This is a genomic window from Draconibacterium sediminis, from assembly GCF_000949475.1.
Lineage (GTDB): Bacteria > Bacteroidota > Bacteroidia > Bacteroidales > Prolixibacteraceae > Draconibacterium > Draconibacterium sediminis.
In genome coordinates this window covers 2,415,733-2,434,112 of sequence record NZ_JRHC01000001.1, presented here as the reverse complement: position 1 = coordinate 2,434,112, position 18,380 = coordinate 2,415,733, and the positions used below count along the sequence as shown (strand labels likewise).

General features: G+C 43.5%; 9 protein-coding genes. 8 read left to right on the top strand and 1 reads right to left on the bottom strand.

Going from position 1 to position 18,380, the window contains the following annotated elements:
* Positions 1-197: 197 nt before the first annotated feature.
* Positions 198-527, bottom strand: a complete 330-nt coding sequence (locus LH29_RS09475) for a cupin domain-containing protein (RefSeq protein ID WP_045028115.1) — start codon at positions 525-527, stop codon at positions 198-200.
* 450 nt (positions 528-977) lie between these two features.
* Here LH29_RS09475 and LH29_RS09470 point away from each other — a divergent pair, with 450 nt between their 5' ends.
* The 8 genes from LH29_RS09470 (at position 978) to LH29_RS09435 (ending at position 18,344) form a co-directional block, all read left to right on the top strand.
* Complete coding sequence (locus tag LH29_RS09470; RefSeq protein WP_082063515.1) at positions 978-3,080, top strand: beta-galactosidase; 2,103 nt, start codon at positions 978-980, stop codon at positions 3,078-3,080.
* Between the two features lie 24 nt (positions 3,081-3,104).
* The gene (locus LH29_RS09465; RefSeq protein WP_045028112.1) at positions 3,105-5,930 is read left to right on the top strand and encodes a glycosyl hydrolase; all 2,826 of its coding nucleotides are present in this window, start codon (positions 3,105-3,107) and stop codon (positions 5,928-5,930) included.
* A 19-nt stretch (positions 5,931-5,949) separates the two neighbouring features.
* On the top strand, positions 5,950-8,088 hold the full coding sequence (locus LH29_RS09460) for a hypothetical protein (RefSeq protein WP_045028109.1): 2,139 nt from the start codon (positions 5,950-5,952) through the stop codon (positions 8,086-8,088).
* Positions 8,089-8,104: 16 nt separating this feature from the next.
* Complete coding sequence (locus LH29_RS09455) at positions 8,105-10,003, top strand: glycoside hydrolase family 28 protein (protein ID WP_198152389.1); 1,899 nt, start codon at positions 8,105-8,107, stop codon at positions 10,001-10,003.
* Positions 10,004-10,013: 10 nt separating this feature from the next.
* Complete coding sequence (locus tag LH29_RS09450) at positions 10,014-12,923, top strand: glycoside hydrolase family 2 protein (protein ID WP_045028106.1); 2,910 nt, start codon at positions 10,014-10,016, stop codon at positions 12,921-12,923.
* Between the two features lie 40 nt (positions 12,924-12,963).
* On the top strand, positions 12,964-14,472 hold the full coding sequence (locus LH29_RS09445; protein ID WP_045028104.1) for a rhamnogalacturonan acetylesterase: 1,509 nt from the start codon (positions 12,964-12,966) through the stop codon (positions 14,470-14,472).
* Between the two features lie 44 nt (positions 14,473-14,516).
* On the top strand, positions 14,517-17,126 hold the full coding sequence (locus LH29_RS24765; RefSeq protein WP_082063514.1) for a glycoside hydrolase family 88 protein: 2,610 nt from the start codon (positions 14,517-14,519) through the stop codon (positions 17,124-17,126).
* Positions 17,127-17,219: 93 nt separating this feature from the next.
* On the top strand, positions 17,220-18,344 hold the full coding sequence (locus tag LH29_RS09435; RefSeq protein WP_045028101.1) for a glycoside hydrolase family 88/105 protein: 1,125 nt from the start codon (positions 17,220-17,222) through the stop codon (positions 18,342-18,344).
* The last annotated feature ends 36 nt before the right edge of the window (positions 18,345-18,380 follow it).

Here is an 18,380-nt window from a genome sequence, read left to right as displayed (position 1 = left end):
GCATTAGCTCAAACACTCCTGTCATCTCGACGAGGGACGAGGAGAGATCTGTTGCAAGTTTCTTGCAAGTTCTCAGTCGCAGTTTTCAGTTTTTGAAAAAAGAATTAACCACAGAGTTGCACAAAGGAGGCACAGAGTTTCACAAAGTTACCGCGCATTCAATCCATCAATCCTTCAGTCCTTCAGCCCTTCAGTCCTTACAAAAAGTCTTCCCGAACCGGGCTAAAAACATCGATCAGAATTCCGGGCTCCAAACAAAGTGCTCCGTGTAACATATTCGGCTCTATATACAAACCGTCGCCGGGCTCAACGATTACTTTTTCGCCGTCCATGGTAAATTCAAACTTGCCGCTAACACAATAAGTAGTTTGTGTATGAAAATGCGAATGTTCGGCACCAACGGCACCTTTTTCAAATTTTACTTTTACCATCATAATCTGGTTGTCCCAGCCCATAATCTGACGCGCCACGCCATCGCCAAGATCTTCCCAGCGTTTGCTGTTTTTAAATACTTTCTCGCTTGCCATAACTTATCGGTTAAATTTTATACGGTTGATACTACAAAACTAAAAGATTTTCAACAACCTTAAAAGTATTGAGATCTTCAACTTTACAGGAAAATGGGTCGCTAAAAATACAGTAAATCAAAGTTCCTTTTGAGAATAAGTGAATCAAAGCCTTAATTTAACTTCAAATTTTTTACGCATTCAATTTTCCCCTTGATTTACTCTGAACTTCATTCCCAACAATATTCAGAACTCCCCCATTTACAGAAAACTCTGGATATTCATTTTCAAATTTTTCAAAATAACTTGTCGAAATTCGAGAAAATAAAAACGAAAAAAAATACATGTTAAAAAGGGAGAAAAAATTGTGATTTTCGGGCATTTATTACTTAATAAATTCCTCTTAATTAGATATCTTCGGAATTCTTTACGTCATATAAAAACATGATAATCTAAACTTAAATTTCAATTATGGGTACCAACTCAATTTTCAACTCCAAATTCATTCTGGTTTATTTTATTCTTAGTCATTTTATTTTAGTCAACGGTTTCGCACAAAATGAGGGCATTTATTTCCCGCCCGAAGAATTAACATCGGTTGGAGCCTATTATTACCCCGAACACTGGGACGAAAGTCAGTGGGAACGAGATATTAAAAAGATGGCCGAAATGGGTTTTGAATTTACCCACTTTGCCGAGTTTGCGTGGGCGCAACTGGAGCCGGAAGAAGGCGTGTACGATTTTGCGTGGCTCGACCGTGCAGTGGCACTGGCCGACAAATACAAGCTAAAAGTGGTAATGTGCACCTCAACCGCTACCCCGCCTGTTTGGCTGGTACGCAAACACCCCGATATTCTGAAACAGCACGAAAACGGAACAAAAATGGATCACGGATCGCGCCAGCACGCCTCCTTTTCCAACGAATATTACCGCAGTTATTCACTGAAAATGATTGAGGAACTGGCCAAACATTACGGAAACGACGACCGGATATTTGGTTGGCAATTGGATAACGAACCTGCTGCCAATGTGGATTATGGCGAAGATGCCCAAAAACGTTTCAGAGCATGGTTAAAAGAAAAATACGGTAACATTGAAGCGTTGAATGAAGCATGGGGAACCAATTTCTGGAGCGGTACTTACACCCGGTTCGACCAGATAAATATTCCGAAACACTCGCAATGGGGAATGAACCTGTACCAACGTTTGGATCACAGCCGTTTTTGCGATTACGAAACATCAAGTTTTCTGGATGACCAGGCAAAAGTAATTCGACAATATGCAAATCCCGATCAGTGGATTACCACCAATTACATCCCCTATTATGATGCGCGTTATGCCGGCGCCAGCAAGGAATTGGATTTTATTACCTACACCCGTTACATGGTTTATGGCGAACATACCGGAATTGGCCCAAAAGGTTACCGCGTGGGCGAATACTCGCGCATTGCCATGGCCAACGATTACTTTAGACCGCTAACGCCGATTTATGGTGTAATGGAGCTGCAACCCGGACAGGTAAACTGGGGTTCGATCAACTCGCAGCCATTGCCCGGAGCAGTGCGGCTGTGGTTGTGGCATGTATTTGCCGGAGGTAGCAAATTTACCTGTACCTACCGTTTTCGTGCCCCCATTTACGGCTACGAGCAGTATCATTACGGCATTGTTGGCCCCGATGGCGTAACACCTACACCGGGCGGCTTAGAATACGAAAAATTTATCGACGAAATAGAAGTGCTTCGTAACAATCCTTCTGAGGGGCAAATCCCGAAAGACTATTTAAACCGGAAGACAGCTATTTTGTATGATCCGGACAATACAGTTGCCATAAACAACAACAAACAAAATTCGACATGGGATACCGAAGGCCATGTGCTGAAGTACTATAAAGCATTAAAAGCATTTGGTGCGCCGGTTGATTTTGTCCGCGACTCTATGGACTTCTCACAATATCCGGTACTTGTTGCTCCGGCTTATCAGCAAATGAGTATAGAACTGGTTGACAAGCTAACTGAATATGTAAAAAACGGCGGCAATCTGGTAATGTCGGTTCGCACAGGGCATCAGAATGAATTCGGACATCTGTGGCAGGCAAAACATGCCGAGCCGCTCTATGAACTAATCGGTGGCGAAATTGAGTTCTACGATTTGCTCCGTCCTTTTGCACCCGACACAGTTATAATGGACAATAAAAAATACGCATGGACAACATGGGGGGATATCTTGAAAACCAATACCGGCACCGAAACCTGGGGAACTTTTAGCGGTGATTATTATACCGGAAAAACAGCTGTAACGTTTAATAAGTTGGGCAAAGGAACAGTTACTTATGTTGGAGCCGACAGTCACGATGGCCAACTGGAACGTGCAGTTCTGGATAAACTTTATGACCGCCTCAATATCGATGTAAAAGATTACCCAAAAGGTGTTATGGTGGAGTACCGCGATGGTTACGGAATTGCCGTAAACTATTCTAACATTACCTATAACATGGATTTACCTGCCGGTACCGAAATTCTGATCGGAGACAAATCAATTCCGACAGCAGGCGTACTGGTTTGGAAAACTAAATAAATCAACCGGAAAATACTTCAACTGATGAGACAAGCTAAAAACTTATACCTGTTAATCTTTACCATTTTCGTATTTACTTCATGCGAAAAAACAACCACCCCGGAGTGGCCTGATCAAACCAACGAAACCAAACCCTGGACACGCTGGTGGTGGCACGGCAGTGCCGTCGACAAAGCGAACTTAACGGCTAATCTCGAAGAACTGGCCAACGCCGGTTTTGGAGGTGTTGAAATTACGCCCATTTACGATGTTAAAGGTGATGAAGATAAATCCATTTCATTTCAATCAGCAGAATGGATGGAAATGTTTGAGCATACTTTAAAAGAATCGAAACGACTGGGGTTGGGTGTCGATCTGGCCAATGCATCGGGCTGGCCGTTTGGAGGTCCGTGGATTGATGCGGAACAAGCCTGCAAAAACGTTCAATACAAAAAGTACCACTTAAAATCAGGTGAACAACTTAAGGAAAAAATTGAGTTTATCCAGCCTTCTTTGGTGCGTGCCGTAAACAAGAGAGTTGATATCTCGGAAGTAAAATTCCCAATTAGCGGCAATACCAATTTACAGGAATTAGCGCTCGACCAGGTACGCTTCGAAAAACCGCTGCCACTCCAAACATTGATGGCTTTTAGTGCGCAGGGAGAAACTATTGATTTTACTAATTTCGTTAACGCAAACGGGATTCTTGATTGGACAGCTCCCGAAGGAAACTGGGATTTATATGCTGTATTTCAGGGCTGGCACGGCAAAATGGTAGAACGTGCCGGAACCGGTGGTGAAGGAAATGTGATCGACCATTTTTCGGAAGAAGCAACAAAAATATTTCTGTCCGATTTTGATAAAAATGTCAAAGACATCGATTTGACGGGGCTTCGGGCATTTTTTAACGATTCATACGAAGTGGACGACGCCTCTGGCGATGCCAACTGGACTCCCCTCTTTTTTGAAGAGTTTGAAAAACGCAGAGGCTACGACTTAAAAACAAAACTTCCTGCGCTTTTTGGCGATATGGACGAAGAAACCAACCAGCGTGTTTTGTGCGATTTCCGCGAAACAATTTCCGATTTACTGTTGGAAAAGTTCACCATCGTTTGGGCAGATTGGGCCGAATCATACAACACCATCATCCGTAACCAGGCCCATGGTTCGCCGGCTGCCATTCTCGATTTGTACGAAGCAAGCCACATTCCGGAAACCGAAGGCACCGATCCGATGCGCATAAAAATGGCAACTTCTGCCGGACATACTTCGGGCAAACCATTAATTGCCTGCGAGGCTGCAACCTGGCTTAACGAGCACTTTTTAAGCACTCTGGCCGATGTAAAACAAAATGCCGACAACTACCTGCGTAATGGTGTTAATCACATCGTTTATCATGGCACTCCTTACTCGCCTTTGGGCGAAAAATGGCCCGGATGGATGTTTTACGCAGCTGTTCACTTTGCGCCAACAAACACCTGGTGGAACGATTTAAAAGTGGTGAACGAATACATTACCAACTGCCAATCGTTTATGCAAAATGCAACACCGGATAACGACATCCTTTTGTATTTTCCCATTTACGATGCGTGGACAGAAAGAGACAGAAATGTACTCCCTCATTTTGGTGGCCACAGTGAAGAACTTACTGCTGAAATCAGCAATAAACTTCTTACCCAAGGGTATTCATTCGATTACATATCCGACAAACAAATCCGGAAATTAAGCTACGCCAACGGAAAAATCCAAGCTGCCGGAGCCTCCTACAAAACCATTGTAATTCCCGACTGTAGTACGATTCCTTTAGAAACATTAAAACACCTTTTTAATCTGGCAGAAAATGGCGCTATTATAATTTTCGAAAATGAAATTCCCTCAAAAAATCCGGGTTTAAACAAGTTTGAAATCCGACAGGCGGAGGCACAAAAATTGATTGATGATTTAAAGTTTACTCCTGAAGAGAATTACCAATCGGCTGCAAGCGGAAGTGGTAAAATTCTTGTGGGCAAAAACGTGCCAAACCTATTAAATGCCGCCGGTATTTACAGCGAAGAATTGACTCAGCAAGGACTTTGGTATAACCGGGTTGAACGTAAGGACGGTACCTGCTATTTTATTTCAAACTGGTCAGAAAAAGCGGTGAACCAATGGGTCACACTTCAAAAATCAGGCAAGGAAGCGGTTTTATTTAATGCGATGGATAAAACATTTGGTAAAGCACGCACGCAAAAAAATAGTGATGGACAAACACAGGTTTACCTACAATTAAAACCCGGTGAAACCATCATTCTGCAATGGTATTCCACAAAAGTAAAAGCTGAGGCTTATCCACTTTGGGAACAAAGTGCCCTAAAAACAGAGCTGAATGGCGGGTGGGAAGTCACCTTTGAAAAAGGAGGCCCGACTATACCCGCACCTTATAAAACTGATGAACTAAAATCTTGGACCAAACAATCAGATGAGCTGCAAAAATTCTCCGGTACTGCCAGCTATAAAACCAGTTTTGAGATTGCTGAAAACAACGATAATGATTATTTGCTTGATTTAGGCGAAGTACACGAATCGGCAGAAGTGTGGCTGAACGGGAAAAAAACAGGAACACTGATTGGGCCGGTTTTTCAAATTGTTCTGCAAAAAGAAGCGTTACAGGAGCAAAATATACTTGAGCTAAAAGTAACCAACCTGATGGCCAACCGAATTATCGACATGGATAAAAACAAGGTGAACTACAAGAAATTCTATAACATTAATTTTGCGGCTCACGAGAGAGAAAACCGCGGTGCAGACGGGAATTTTACAGCAGCGCACTGGGAACCACTGCCGTCGGGATTATTAGGCCCAGTAACGATTTCGAAACTAACGCAAAAATAACATCATTAAACCACTAACGATGAAACAACTATCAATCTGCGTTTTTTTGGTCGCCCTGTTTATTTCCTGTAGCGTTCAAAACAAAAATGACGTCATCGACCGGAAAGCACTGGTAACCCGCAATAATGTGCTTATAGAAAGTTTTGATCCCTTGGAATCCCTTACCGTTGGCAATGGGGAGTTTGCCTTTACCACCGATATTACCGGACTTCAAACGTTCTTCCATGACTATCACGATGGTGTTCCTTTGGGCACCCAATCCAACTGGGGGTGGCATACAACACCTAACACCGAAGGTTATGAATGGTCGGAAACCCTGAAATACTTTGAGGTCGAGGGACGGCAAGTCCCTTATCGTCATCAAATTTCTGATGATGCCAGGAAACAAGCTGCCTGCAATTATTTTAGAGAAAATCCGCACCGTTTGCATCTTGGAATAATCGGATTTGTGCTCACCAAAGAAAGCGGAGAAAACGCCACCATAAAGGATATAAAAAATCCTATTCATAGTCTGGATATGTGGACAGGAAAAATTACCAGCAGTTTTGATTTTGAAGGTCAACCTGTAAAAGTGGAAGTTTATTGTCATCAGAATCAGGATCAGGTTTCGGCAAAAATTGAGTCGCCGTTAATTGCAACGGGACAACTGGCTGTTCAGTGGAAATTTCCTTATGCAGTGCCCATTCACGTCCACCCCGGATATGATTTTCAATCGCCCGGCAAACATCAAACTGAAATGTTACCGGCAGGAGAAAACTCGGTGATCTTCAACCGTAAACTGGATGATGACAATTATAAAGTAAGCGTAAACTGGCAAGGCGATGCAAGGTTTAAAAAGCAGGCTCAGCATAAATTTACGCTTCAACCCAAAAGTGGTGGAACACTGGAATTTAATTGCCTGTTCGCTTCTGAACCAAATAAAAGTGAGCCAATTTCTTTTGAAGAAACAAAAGCCAATAACATACAAAGCTGGAAAGCTTTTTGGGAAAACGGAGGTGTTGTTGATTTTTCGGGCTGCACTGATCCGCGTGCCAAAGAGCTCGAACGCCGGACTGTACTTTCGCAGTACCTTACAAAGGTGCAAAGTTCGGGATCGCTCCCTCCACAGGAAACCGGCTTAACCTTCAACAGCTGGTTTGGCAAGTACCATCTGGAAATGCATTGGTGGCACATTGCCCATTTTACACAGTGGCAACGCCAACAACTCGTGGAAAAGCAACTTGACTTCTACTACGAGATGTACACCAAAGCAAAACAAACAGCTACCGACCAAGGATACGAAGGCATACGGTGGCAGAAAATGCTGGGTCCCAATCATGAAAACAGCCCTTCATCGGTTGGTTCGTATCTGATCTGGCAACAACCACATATTATTTGGTTTGCAGAACAAATGTATCGCCGAAATCCATCGGAAGAGATTTTGAATAAATACAAAAAACTGGTTTTCGAAACTGCTGAATTTATGGCTGATTTCCCGGTCTGGAACGCTGAACAAAATCGCTACGACCTGGCACCGCCCCTAATTCCGGCGCAAGAACACTGGCCGCGCGAAACAACCACCAATCCTCCTTTCGAACTGGCCTACTGGTATTGGGGATTAACAACTGCACAAACATGGAAAGAACGCCTTGGTGAACCAAAAGAGGAAAAATGGGAAAATGTGCGATTAAATTTGGCTGCTCCCGATAAAAATGAAGATGTTTATCTGGGAATTCAGGGAGCAACTGATTCCTATACCAATCCGGAACTGATGAGAGACCATCCTATGGTACTTGGCACTTATGGCATTCTCCCCCAATGGGATAAAGTTGATCCGGAGATTATGCGCAATACCATGCATGTAGTGGCAAAAAAATGGACCTGGGACAGAACCTGGGGCTGGGACTATCCAATGGCAGCTATGTGCGCCACGCGATTAGGAGAACCCGAAATGGCACTGGAGTTTTTACTAAAAGACGTACAAAAAAATACTTACCTGAAAAACGGTCACAATTTCCAGGATGACAGGTTAAGAATTTACCTGCCAGGAAACGGAGGTTTGTTGACTACCATAGGTATGATGTGTGCCGGATGGGACGGTTGTACCGAGGAGAACCCGGGATTTCCGAAAGATGGGAAATGGGATGTAAAATGGGAAAATATTTCGCCCGTATTTTAATGGAAAAAATATGAATATGATGAAGAAAATTGCTGCCATACTGATTACAATTGCTGCCTTCTCGTGTAATCAAAAAGCAGAAAAAAGCACTAAAAGCGAGTTGGTTAATCGTCTTGAAAGCATCTTTTACAACGACAACTTCGTTGTAATTCCTGACAAAACTTTTAATGTTGTCGATTTTGGTGCGATAGCAGACGGAAAAACACTAACAACAGAAGCCATTCAGCAAACCATTGATGCTGCAGCAGAATCGGGAGGAGCAAAAGTGATTTTTCCGGCTGGAACCTATTTGTCGGGAGCACTTTTTGTAAAGTCGAATGTGGAACTTCATATCGGAGAGGGCGTTGTAATTCAGGCCATTCAGAACAACGATTATTACCCACGAAAGTGGACGCGCATTGCCGGAATTGAAATGGAATGGCCGGCTGCACTGATTAATGTTTACGACGAAAAAAATGTGCGTATTACCGGAAAAGGGGTGATTGATGGAAACGGAAAATACTGGTGGGACAAATTCTGGGGCGATCCGAAATACAGTGGTGGCATGTGGGGCGAGTACAAAGACAAGGGTATTCGCTGGGCAGTTGATTACGATTGCGAGCGCGTGCGCCCTGTTGTTATCTGGAAATCGGAGGATGTGCTGTTGAAGGATTTTACCGTAAAACGTGCCGGATTCTGGACCGTTTCGCTTACTTACAGTACCCGCGTGCATGTCGACGGGCTGGTGGTCAGAAACAACATTGGCGGCCACGGACCAAGTTCTGATGGCATTGATACCGACTCCTCAAAAGATGTGTTGGTAGAGAATTGCGATATTGATTGCAACGACGATAACCTTTGTATAAAAGCCGGTAAAGATGCCGATGGATTGCGGGTTAACCGCCCTGCAGAAAATATCGTTTACCGTAACTGCATCACGCGCGCCGGTCATGGTTTAATAACTTTGGGAAGCGAAACCTCGGGCGGCATGCGTAACATCGAAGTATATGGTTTAAAAGCCATTGGTACCAATATCGGAATCCGTTTTAAATCGGCAAAAGTACGCGGCGGACTTATCGAAAACATTCATTTTCATGATATCGAAATGGAAAATGTGGCTAATCCTTTTCATTTTGAATTAAACTGGTACCCCGAGTACAGCTACTGCACGATTCCCGACGATATTCCTGAAGAAGAAATTAAAGACCGTTGGCGGGTACTGAGCCAGCGTGTTGTTCCCGAAGAAAAAGGAATTCCGGAGTTTAGAAACATCAAACTCAGCAATATTAAAGTGGAAAAAGCGAAACGTGCATTTTATGCCAATGCTTACCCCGAACGTCACATTCACCACATTAGCTGGGAAAATGTTTCGGTTGAAGCAGAGGAAAGTGGTCAGCTCACTTACGCCAGCAACTGGACCATGAAAGACGTTGTATTAAAAACGGCTAGCGGCGAGCCCATCGCGCTAACGGAGTGCAATAATATTGAGCAACCCGAATTAATAAAAACCAATTCACAAACAGTTCAGGAAGAATCCAAACTCACGCTGGAAGAACAGTTTCAGGCAATCAACCGCAATGCTGATGCTGTAATTATCCCGATTAATCCAACCGAAGAAAAAGCGCTGGTTAATGGAGACAGCACTTTGTATTCCGGGCAATTCAAGCTGTATATTCTGAAACAGGAAGATGCCACTCTACATTTTTACGAACCGCTTGGCGATGGATTTTATTACTCGGAAGTAGAGATAGTTACCAGCCAAAATGGAAATATGATTCAGGTGAAAGGTCAGAAAGACCATGATTACACCATTCTTGTTAACCGGGCATCCAAACCGAACAGTATTTACGGCGCCGACAACTGGTCGTACCAGGAAAATACACGCCAGGCAATTATTGAAAAGAAAGGAAAGAACTTTTCCATCCAAATAGATTAAAACGCTAATTATGAATTCATTTCTAAGAACTACAACAACATTACTTTTTGTTCTATTAATCAATTTCGGTTGGGCAAATCCGGCCAAAAAAGAAATAAAATACCTCTCGGGAACTGATAGTGAAAACACCGTGGCATGGGATTTCTACTGCACTGCCGGCAGAAAAATCGGTGCATGGACAAAAATTGAAGTTCCGTCGCACTGGGAGCAACAGGGCTTTGGCGAGTACGACTATGGCCGCGACTATCGCACTTACGGAAAAAAATTCGACTATGCCAAAGAAAGCGGTTTGTATAAACACCGGTTCAACCTGCCTGAAAACTGGAACAACAAACGTGTTTTTATTGTTTTTGAAGGCTCGATGACCGACACCGAAGTGAAAATAAACGGCGAATTGGCCGGTCCCATTCATCAGGGATCGTTTTACCGGTTTAAATACGATATTACCGACAAGCTCAGGACTGATGGAGAAAATCTGCTGGAAGTTAAGGTAGACAAGTGGTCGGAGAATGCATCGGTGAACCACGCCGAACGTTACGCTGATTACTGGATATTTGGTGGAATATTCCGCCCCGTATACCTGGAAGCAGTTCCGCAAAGCTACATCGAAAGGGTAGCCATTAATGCGAAAGCCGACGGATCGTTTACAATGGAAACTTTCCCGATTGATGCGAAAGACGACCAGGTGATAGAGGCTCAAATCCTCGACAGTAAAGGAGATCTGATACAAACATGCCGGCAACGGATTTCAGCAGGTGATTCGCTGGTTGAATTGGCATGCAAAATCAAAAATCCCGCAACTTGGACAGCAGAAACACCAAATCTGTATTCAGTAAAAGTAAGTCTGAAAAATGAAAGTGAAACCATTTACGAACTCTCTGAAAAGTTTGGTTTCCGTACCATTGAAATACGAGAAGGAGACGGTATTTACCTGAACGGCACCAAAATTAAAATGAAAGGGGTAAACCGCCACGTATTCTGGCCCGAAACCGGACGATGTATCAATCCGAAAATCGATCTTGACGATGTGAAACTACTTAAAGCCATGAACATGAATGCGGTCCGTTGTGCACACTACCCTCCGGATAAAACTTTTCTTCAGTACTGCGACTCATTAGGACTTTATGTGTTGGATGAACTGGCCGGCTGGCAAAATGCTTACGATACCAAATCAGGCAGTAAGCTCGTAAAAGAAATGGTGATTCGTGATGTGAATCATCCTTCCATCATTTTCTGGAGCAACGGAAACGAAGGTGGCACCAATAAAGAATTAGACGACGATTATGGTTTTTACGATCCGTCGAAACGGCCGGTAATTCATGCGCATCACCGCCCCGGTAACGATTTTAACGGAATAGACTGCAACCACTACGAAAATTATTACAGCTCGAAAAAGATACTGGAAGAAGGCCTGATATACATGCCTACCGAGTTTCTGCATGCGCAGGATGATGGTGGCGGTGCCACAGCATTGGCCGATTTTTGGGAGTTGTTCTGGAACTCGGAACGATCGGCAGGTGGATTTTCATGGGTGCTCGCCGACGAAGGCCTGGTGCGTACCGACATGAACAATGTTATTGATGCCAATCGTGTAAATGCTCCCGACGGGCTGGTTGGTCCGCATCGTGAAAAGGAAGGCAGCTTTTATGCCATGCGCGAGATTTATAGCCCGGTGAAAATTGAAATGGAAAAACTTCCTGAAGGTTTTGACGGTACTATTCCATTGGAAAACCGCTACCATTTTACCAACCTGAACAAGGTGCGTTTTGAATGGCAATTGGTTGATTTTAGTCTGCCCGAACAACGTGGCGTATTTCATAAAGTAATAAAAAGTGGAACGGCAGAAAGCCCCGATGTGGCTCCGGTTCAGAAAGGCAAGCTGGATTTGGATTTGCCAGCCAATTACAAGCAGTACGATGCATTGTACCTACGTGCTTTCGATCCATCGAACAACGAAATATACTGCTGGAGCTGGAAAACCGACGGCAATGCCAACCAAGTGGTTAAACTGGTTGAAAAAGACCTGAATGAAAGCGAAGAAGAGCGATTAAAAGCACTAAAAGCCCTAGGAATTGAGGAAGATAATATTTTACCGATTGAACGTCAGGAAGGCGATACCAATATCAGTTCGTCGGTTGAGGTGAATGAAAACGATTCGCTGATCACACTAAAAGCCTCGGGAATTGCAGTTACTTTTAGTAAAAAAGACGGTACAATCCGGAAGCTTGCCAATGATTTTGGCCTGCCTCTACCCTTTTCAAACGGACCGGTACTGGTGAGTGGAAATGCCAAACTGCTTACTATAGAACAGAGCAAAAATGAAAACAGTTACCGTTTAAACATGCGTTATGACGGCGACATCAAACAACTGTCGTGGACCATGTACAACAGTGGCTGGCTGCAGCTTGATTACGAATACCAGGTAAAAGGCGAGCAGTATTTTACCGGTATCAGTTTTGATTTTCCGGAATCGGATATCATCAGTGCAAAATGGCTGGGCGAAGGACCGGCGCATGTTTGGAAAAACCGTTTACAGGGCGGCCGTCTCGATGTTTTTCAGCGTTTGTACAATAATGTACTTCCCGGCGATAACAACTGGCAATACCCTCAGTTTAAAGGTTACTATGCCGATGTTTCGTGGATGGAGTTCAATACCGTTTATGGGAAATTTACGGTTGTAGCACAAGAAGACGACCTGTATGTGCGCCTCTTTGATTTTTATGGAATTTCCGGGCCACGGAATTACCCGGTGTTGCCAAAAGGCGATATTTCTTTCCTCGACGGCATTCCTCCACTCGGCACCAAACTAGCCATGGGAATCAGCAACGATACCTGGAATCTGGGACCTGCCGGAGAACTGAATAAGATGGACAAACCTAAAAAACGTACCTTATATTTCTATTTCGGTTTACGCAACTAACAATAAAAAACTACTCACAGGGATTAATAAAACATTCAATATGATACGAGTTCTTAATTTTATCCTGGTTCTTTGTTTTTTTGCAGGATGTAAAGAAATTGAAAAAGAAAATTCGGACCGGAAACCAACCATATATATCATAGGCGATTCAACTGTAAAAAACGGACGCGGTGACGGGGCCGGCGGACTTTGGGGCTGGGGCGATCCTCTGGTTCAGTTTTTCGATACAAGCAGAGTAAACATAGAGAACCACGCGCTGGGAGGTACCAGTAGTCGTACTTTCCGAAGTAAAGGCTTATGGGATGAAGTACTCAGAAAAATACAACCCGGCGATTATTTGTTTATGCAGTTTGGTCATAACGATGATGGCCCGATAAACGACGATTTTAGAGCACGCGGGACCATTTATGGAATTAGCGACGCCACGGAAGAGATTGATAATATGCTAACCGGTGCTCATGAAATTGTTCATACCTACGGATGGTACATCAGGCAGTACATTGCCGAAGCCAAAGCAAAAGGAGCAATACCTGTTGTTATGTCGCCTATTCCGCGAAATGACTGGGAAAATGGCCAGGTTCCGCGAAATGATACGAAATATGGATTATGGGCCAAAGAAGTGGCTAATTCAGAAGAAGTTGAGTTTATCAACCTGAATGAAAAAATGGCAATTGCCATGGAGAAATTGGGCGAAGATGCGGTCACCGGTCATTATTTCTTTAAAAGAGATCATACGCATACTTCGGCAAAAGGTGCAGTGCTTGCGGCCACCCTGATTGTTGAGGAACTAAAAAAATCGGATGAATGTTACCTAAAAGATTATTTGCTGAAGAATCCAAAAATAAATTTTCCGGTAAAGAAAAAGGTATTTATAATCGGAGACTCAACCGTTGCCGATGGAAACGATGAGATCGTTGGCTGGGGCCGCGAACTCTATAATTATATGGATACTACACGCCTTCTTATCTTAAACAAAGCACGTGGAGGCCGAAGTAGCAGAAGTTTTCATTACGAAGGCCTCTGGGATGAGGTGCGGACACAGTTAAATTCCGGCGATTTCTTAATCATCCAGTTTGGACACAACGACGGCGGCAACCTCGACAAACCCAAATACAGGGGATCACTACCCGGAACGGGCGATGAGACGATGGAAGTGACCCGTGATGATGGTTCGAAAGAAATCGTTCATACCTATGGCTGGTACATAAAAAAATACATTCAGGACGCTAAAGCCAGGGGGGTATCAGTTATTGTACTTTCACAAATTCCACGAAATGAATGGCCTGACGGAAAAGTAGAAAGGGTAGATGACAATTACGGCAAATGGGCAAAAGAGGCAGCCAAAGCAGAAAAAGCATTCTTTATTGATTTAAACAACGCTATTGCCGTTGAATATGAAGCTATGGGACCAAAAATTGTAAAGCAGTTTTTTCCGGGTGATCATACTCACACAAATGTTTACGGTGCCCGATTTAATGCCCTCACGCTTACCGAAGAGATACAAAATTTAGGAGAGAGTAAGTTAAGAGGCTATACGAATTTATATTAAACTATAATGAATTTAAACTCTGATTCTAAAAAACCATAAACGATATGAATAAGAAATTAATTACCATTTTTACTGTCATTTGCACCTTGTTTGGCTTTACAGTATCGGCTCAAAAAGTAAACGACGTAACTACTCCGCTGCATCTGCTTCAACCGGATTATCCCACCCCTTACGGAAAACCAGATCCAGATGATATTATAAAAACCATCGACAAAATTTATAACTATTTAAATGAAAGCACCCCTGCCAAACTCCAGGATAAAAATACCGGGAAAGAAATTAATGATTTTTCAAAAGTGGATGAAAATACCATTTTTATGCCGGGCGACTTTCGGTTAAACAGTTATGAATGGGGAGTTACCTATGCCGGCATGCTGCTCGCGAGTAAAACTTCGGGAGATCCGAAGTACGCAGCTTATACAAGCAAAAGGCTCAATTTTATGGGTAAAGCGCTGGATGCGTTTACAAAGTTTGAAGAACAAAACCCAGGCGCACAATACGCCTTGTACCGCTCCGTTCATCCTCACGCACTCGACGATTGCGGAGCCATTTGTGCAGCCATGATTAAAGCAAGCAACAGCGGAAAAGCCCAAAATCTGGACAGCAGAATAAAAAGTTACATCGATTACATCAGCAACAAACAATTTCGTTTTGAAGACAATACACTGGCACGCAATCGTCCACAACCAAATTCCCTGTGGCTCGACGATCTGTTTATGAGCGTTCCGGCATTGGCTCAAATGGGTAGCTACAGTGGCGACACTAAATATTTTGATGATGCCGTGAAACAGGTAATACAATTTTCAAATCGTATGTTCAACTACGAAAAGGGGCTGTACATGCACGGCTGGATAATGGATATGGAAGAACATCCGCAGTTTTACTGGGGAAGAGCAAACGGCTGGGCAGTAATGACATTGGTAGAACTGCTTGAAGTACTTCCTGAAGATTATCCCAAAAGAGATAAGGTGCTCGACCTGTTAAAACGCCACATAAAGGGATTGGTCAGTTACCAGGATGGAACAGGATTCTGGCATCAGCTGATCGACCGGAACGATACGTACCTGGAAACATCGGCTACAGCCATTTATACCTATGCAATTGCCCGGGCGATTAACCGTGGTTATGTTGATGCAAAAGTTTATGGTCCGGTAGCCTGCCTGGCCTGGAATGCCGTATCAACAAAAGTGAACGAAAAAGGACAGGTAGAAGGTACTTGCGTGGGAACAGGCATGGGTTTTGATCCAGCATTTTACTATTACCGGCCGGTAAACGTATTCGCCGCTCACGGATACGGCCCTGTTATCCTGGCTGGAGCAGAAATGATAGAACTGATAAAAACACACGACATCAGAATTAACGACAGCTCGCTACAGTTTTATACCGAAAAAAAAAAGAGTGAATGGAGATTTGATTTTGGAAACGGAAAAGTAGCCGACGGCTATCAGGCTGTAACTCCTGCAACATCGTATTCAAAAGAGAATGGTTTTGGAATTATTAGTGAGCTTGCTTTAAACACAGGTCAGGAGAATGGGTCAAACAAAGCAAGCGATGACTGGATAAGTTCCGATGCACCGTTTTATTTCCAGGTTGATGTACCTGAAGGCCGCTACAAAATTACCTTAACACTGGGAAACGCCAGGGAAGCTACTGTTACCACTGTAAAAGCGGAATCACGCCGTTTAATGCTTGAAAATATTCAAACAAAAAAAGGTGAGATCGTAACCAAAACCATTATTGTTGATCGCCGCTCGCCACAAATTAATGCCACTGAGGAGATTCGCCGGAAAACACGGGAAATGACATACCTGAACTGGGATAAGCACCTAACTCTTGAATTTAACGGTCCCCACCCTTGCGTTTCGTCAATAATAATTGAGGAGGCCAACGATTTACCGGTAATCTATCTGGCCGGCAACTCAACAGTGGTTGACCAGGAATACGAGCCGTGGGCATCGTGGGGACAAATGTTTACACGCTTTTTAAAACCGGAAATTGTAGTCGCTAATTATGCCGAATCGGGAGAAACCCTAAAAGCATTCAGACGCGAAAATCGTCTAAAAAAAATAATAAGCCTGATAAAACCTGGCGATTATCTTTTTATTGAATTCGCACACAATGATCAAAAACCCGGCGGCAACCATGTAGAACCGTATACCACTTACCAGGATGAACTCCGTTACTACATCAAATCGGCTAAAGAAAAAGGAGCCCAAACCGTATTGGTAAGTTCAACTAACCGAAGAAAATTTGATGAAAAAGGCAAAATAGTAAATACACTCGAAGAATATCCCGATGCTGTGCGCCAGTTAGCAGCCCGGGAAAATATTCCTCTCATCGACCTTAATTTAATGAGTAAATATTTTTATGAAAGTTTGGGAGTAGAAAACTCAAAAAAAGCCTTTGTTCACTACCCTGCCAACGCTTTTCCCAATCAGGATAAACCCTTGGCTGACAATACACATTTTAGTCCTTACGGGGCTTACGAACTGGCAAAATGCGTTGTTCAGGAACTTATCGACAATGATAACGAGTTAAAAAAATACATTGTTGATGACTGGAAGACTTTCGACCCTAAACAGCCGGATAGCTGGCAAAACTTTTTCTGGCCCGACAGCCCAAATTATGAGCTAATAAAACCTGATGGTAACTAAAATATTCAAAATCAGTAAAGAATCGGTAAAAGATCCTCGGGATCAAAAACTTAAAATGCAGTAATCACTTTTAAATCAAACTATTTTTATTATATGAAAAAAGGAATAATTGTACTCATCAGTTGCCTCATTGCGGGATCAATTAACCTGCTGAACGCGCAACAACTTCCATTAAAAGCTGATGTAATAGAAAAAATGGAACTGACCAATGCCCACCTGATGAAAAAGTGGCCAGATCCGGGGGTGAACGTGATCACGAACAAAGAACGTCCCAGCAACCTGTGGACACGGGCAGTTTATTACGAAGGATTAATGGCTTTGTATTCCATCAAACCCGACCCGGCCTACCTGCAATACGCGATCGACTGGGGCCAGGCGCACAATTGGGGATTACGATATGGCGTTGATTCGCGAAATGCCGATAGCCAGTGTGCCGGACAAACCTATATCGATTTGTATAACATCGAACAAAAACCGGAGCGCATAAGAGACATTAAAGCCTCGGTAGACTTGATGCTAAAAACGGATAAAATTGACGACTGGGACTGGATTGATGCCCTTCAAATGGCCATGCCCGTATTTGCCAAACTGGCTGTTCTTACCGGAGATAGCAAATACTCGGAGCGCATGTACGAAATGTATATGGACACCAAAGTAACACAGGGCCTGTATAATAAAAAGGATGGTTTATGGTGGCGCGATGCCGATTTCACACCGCCTTACAAAGAGCCAAACGGTGAAGATTGTTACTGGAGCCGTGGAAACGGCTGGGTGGTGGCCGCACTGGTTAGGGTAATGGATATTTTACCCGAAAATGATCCGCACTACAAAGAATACCTAAAAACTTATAAGGAGATGATGAAAGCCTTACTTCCCATTCAGCGCGAAGATGGCTTTTGGAATGCCAGTCTGCACGATCCGAATAATTACGGGGGCAAAGAGGCAAGCGGCACATCGATGTTTGTTTACGGCATGGCGTGGGGAGTGAACAATGGTATTTTGAGCGCAAAAAAATACATGCCGGCAATAACTAAAGGTTGGGATGCACTGGCCACCGAATCGGTTCATGAAGATGGATTTTTAGGCTATGTGCAGGGAACCGGAAAAGAGCCTAAAGACGGACAGCCGGTAACCTACACCAGCAAACCCGATTTTGAAGATTACGGATTGGGATGTTTCCTGTTGGCTGGTAGCGAAGTTTACAAATTGAGTAAATAGCAGCTCCCCTTTTATTGATAATCGCATAAACTGAGA

Coding starts and splice junctions, on each gene's coding strand:
- LH29_RS09445 (WP_045028104.1), top strand. CDS start 12,964: ATGATACGAGTTCTTAATTTTATCCTGGTTCTTTGTTTTTTTGCAGGA.
- LH29_RS09460 (WP_045028109.1), top strand. CDS start 5,950: ATGAAACAACTATCAATCTGCGTTTTTTTGGTCGCCCTGTTTATTTCC.
- LH29_RS09465 (WP_045028112.1), top strand. CDS start 3,105: ATGAGACAAGCTAAAAACTTATACCTGTTAATCTTTACCATTTTCGTA.
- LH29_RS09435 (WP_045028101.1), top strand. CDS start 17,220: ATGAAAAAAGGAATAATTGTACTCATCAGTTGCCTCATTGCGGGATCA.
- LH29_RS09455 (WP_198152389.1), top strand. CDS start 8,105: ATGATGAAGAAAATTGCTGCCATACTGATTACAATTGCTGCCTTCTCG.
- LH29_RS24765 (WP_082063514.1), top strand. CDS start 14,517: ATGAATAAGAAATTAATTACCATTTTTACTGTCATTTGCACCTTGTTT.
- LH29_RS09470 (WP_082063515.1), top strand. CDS start 978: ATGGGTACCAACTCAATTTTCAACTCCAAATTCATTCTGGTTTATTTT.
- LH29_RS09475 (WP_045028115.1), bottom strand. CDS start 527: ATGGCAAGCGAGAAAGTATTTAAAAACAGCAAACGCTGGGAAGATCTT.
- LH29_RS09450 (WP_045028106.1), top strand. CDS start 10,014: ATGAATTCATTTCTAAGAACTACAACAACATTACTTTTTGTTCTATTA.